The sequence below is a fragment of the Mycobacterium scrofulaceum genome (genome assembly GCF_001667885.1).
Classification (GTDB): Bacteria; Actinomycetota; Actinomycetes; order Mycobacteriales; family Mycobacteriaceae; genus Mycobacterium; species Mycobacterium scrofulaceum_C.
The window spans coordinates 1-2714 of the sequence record NZ_LZJW01000165.1; the positions used below are offsets into that span (position 1 = coordinate 1).

Sequence of the window (2714 nt, forward strand, 5' to 3'; positions counted from 1 at the left end):
GCAGGGCAACCCGCGACGGGCGGACGTGAGCTCGCCTACAGCGCCGAAGCGGGTGCCGGGGCCTCGACCGGTGCGGGCGCCGCGGGGGCCGGGGCGGGCCGCGTCGGCGCGACGACGACGTTCTGGTTCGGGCTGGGCCGGACGTTCGCCGTAGGCCGGATCGCGATGGCCAGGGAGACGACCAGCGCCACCACACCGATGACGAAAACGCCCGCGACGATGCTTCCCACCAGCCGGAACGAGCTGCGCTGCGGATAACCCGCGTCGACGAGCTCGGTGGCGCCGGTGTGCGCGCCGGTGTAGAGGTCGTCGACCTCATCCGGCACGGCGCTGTAGGCGAGCGCGTCCCTGCCCAAGGTTCCCGGGGTGTCGAAGTAGCCGGGCGCGACCGCGAACGGGTTGATCGCGCCGGTGCCCGGGTCCTGGGCGTAGGCCAGGGCCGCGGTGGACGACGAGAACAGCGGGGCGTTCGCCGAGGCCAGCGCCGCCCCGCGGGCCAGCGCCGTCTCAGGCTCCTCGGGCGCCGACAACGGCAGCGAGGTGGCCGCCTCCAGCGCGGGCTTGATCAGCGGGATGTCGATGCCCGAGCCGACGACGAACACACCGTCGGGCCGCGTCTCCAGCGTCTCTGCGTGCGACACCATGCTGGCCAGCTGGGCCACCGCGGCCTCGTCGTCGGCCGGAAGCGGCTGGCGCTGGACGTCGGCGATCGACCCGTCGGCGCTGTTGACGACCGCCAGGGTGGCGGTTTCGGGCTCGATGTACAGCAGGGCCGTCTGCGCGTAGTTGGTCTGGCTACCCACGGCTTGCGCCAGGGCGGCCGCGGCCAGAAAGGCCGAGACCAACATCACGTTCTCCACCTTGTGGGCGGCCAGTGCATCCCGCAGTGCGGCGGCCTCGATCGGGTCCGTGAAGGTCACGCCGGTCGAAGCCAGTTGGTAGCCGCCCTCGGCCGCGCCCTGACGGGTGCCCAGGATCGCGGAGACGACCTGGTTGGCCGCGCTGAGCGTTGCCGCGTCGTCTTCGGGCGGAACGTCGAAATTGTCTTCGTCGACGGTGGCGCCTTCGCCATTCTGGCCTTCGACCAGCACCATTCGGACTGCCGTCGGCGCCATCGACACGCCAAGTACCGTGTCCAAAGCTCCTCCATCGTTCGATTGCTAGCGCTGATGATGAGAACGTGGCCGCCGCACCCCGCGAAAACGCCAGAGGTCACTGAGTCCCCACCGTGTGTTCCCCTAGTGCCCCGATTTTACGCGCGTTCGGCGGCTCGCGGGGTGTCCGGAACGCGGCTAGGGGACGGGAATGCCGTGGCCGCCCAGGTGTCGATGCAGCCAGTCGTCCCACTGGTCGCTGTGGGAGGGGCCCGGCCCTGGTTGCGGTGATACCGGCGGGGGCGGGGCCTTCGGTGGCGGCCATAGCGGGGGCGGCAGCTTCGGCGGCGGCGGTGGTGGCGGTGGCCACAGCGGCGGTGGCGGCGGCGGGCACAAGTAGCCCCTCGCAGGTCCCGGGCGCGTCCAACTTCGCGCGCTAGGGTGGCGACTGGGGTGGGGGTGCTGCGGAAATCCGTCCGGCCCAATTCTGCAAAGTGATGAACCCCGCGGCGAGTACGCAGCTGTTCTCGCGCGGCGCGGCAATCGATCTGGACGACTTGGAGGAGCGGTGGACGTCGTACTTGGCGTGTCTATGGCGCCCGAGACGGTCCGCATGGTGCTCGTTGAAGGCGAAGCAGCCGGCGGAGTGACCGTCGACCAAGACGGCTTTGAACTCGCCGATCAGACGACCGCGGTCGCGGCGGCGGACCGCGTGGTCGCCGCGATTGTCGGCACGCGGGAAAACGCGGCCGCGGGTGGCTACCGGGTGAAGTCGAGCGGCGTGACGTGGACGGACCAGGCCGAGGCGGCCGCCCTGCGAAATGCGTTGGCGGAGAGCAAGGTCGAGGACGTCATGCTGGTTTCCGGCGTCATGGCCGCCGCGGCGCTGGCCCAGGCCGCGGGCAGCGCGACCAACTGCAAGCGCACCGCGCTGCTGTTCGTCGAACCCAACACCGCGACGCTGGCCGTCGTCGACACCGTCGACGGTTCGGTCGCCGACGTGCGCCGGCATTCGCTGCCCAACAGCGACGGAGCGGCGCTGGCACAGCTGGCCGCGCTGGCCTCCGGCGCCGAATCGATGAGCGCGCGCCCGGACGGGCTGTTCCTGGTGGGTTCGGACGTCGACATTCCGTACATCAAGCCCGCGCTCGAGGCGGCGACCTCACTGTCGGTGACCACGCCCGAGGAACCCGAGATGGCCCTGGCCCGCGGCGCCTCGCTGGCGGCGGCCAACGCCCATCTGGGGGCGCCGTCGACGATAGCCATGCCGTATGCAGGGCAACCCGCGACGGGCGGACGTGAGCTCGCCTACAGCGCCGAAGCGGGTGACGGGGCGGTCCGGGGAACCGAGGCGGCCGCGCATTCGGGCGAGCGGCGCAGCCGGAAGTCGGTGCTGGCCGTTGCCGCCGCGACCCTGGTGTTCGTCGGCGGCGTCCTGGCGCTCGCCTTGGCGCTGGCCTTCGATATCCGGCCCCACGCGCATCAGCGCCCCGACATCACCCAAAACGTCGTCGCCCCGGCAGTCCAGGCGCCACCACCCCCGCCGGCCTCGGCGAGTTCAAAGCCGTCTTGGTCGACCACTTCGCCCGCCGCTTCGCCTTCAACGAGCACCATGGTGAT

Annotated in this window: 1 protein-coding gene and 1 pseudogene; one reads left to right on the top strand and one right to left on the bottom strand. The window is 71.3% G+C overall.

Annotated features, from left to right (window positions below; genetic code table 11):
* Positions 1–41: 41 nt before the first annotated feature.
* Positions 42–1139: pseudogene (locus tag A5681_RS23535) on the bottom strand (DUF7159 family protein); the annotation flags it as partial.
* Positions 1140–1707: 568 nt separating this feature from the next.
* On the opposite strand from A5681_RS23535, the gene A5681_RS23540 reads away from it, so the two are divergent.
* Positions 1708–2714: DUF7159 family protein (locus A5681_RS23540; RefSeq protein ID WP_419866349.1), on the top strand; the 1007-nt coding region annotated here is incomplete at its 3' end.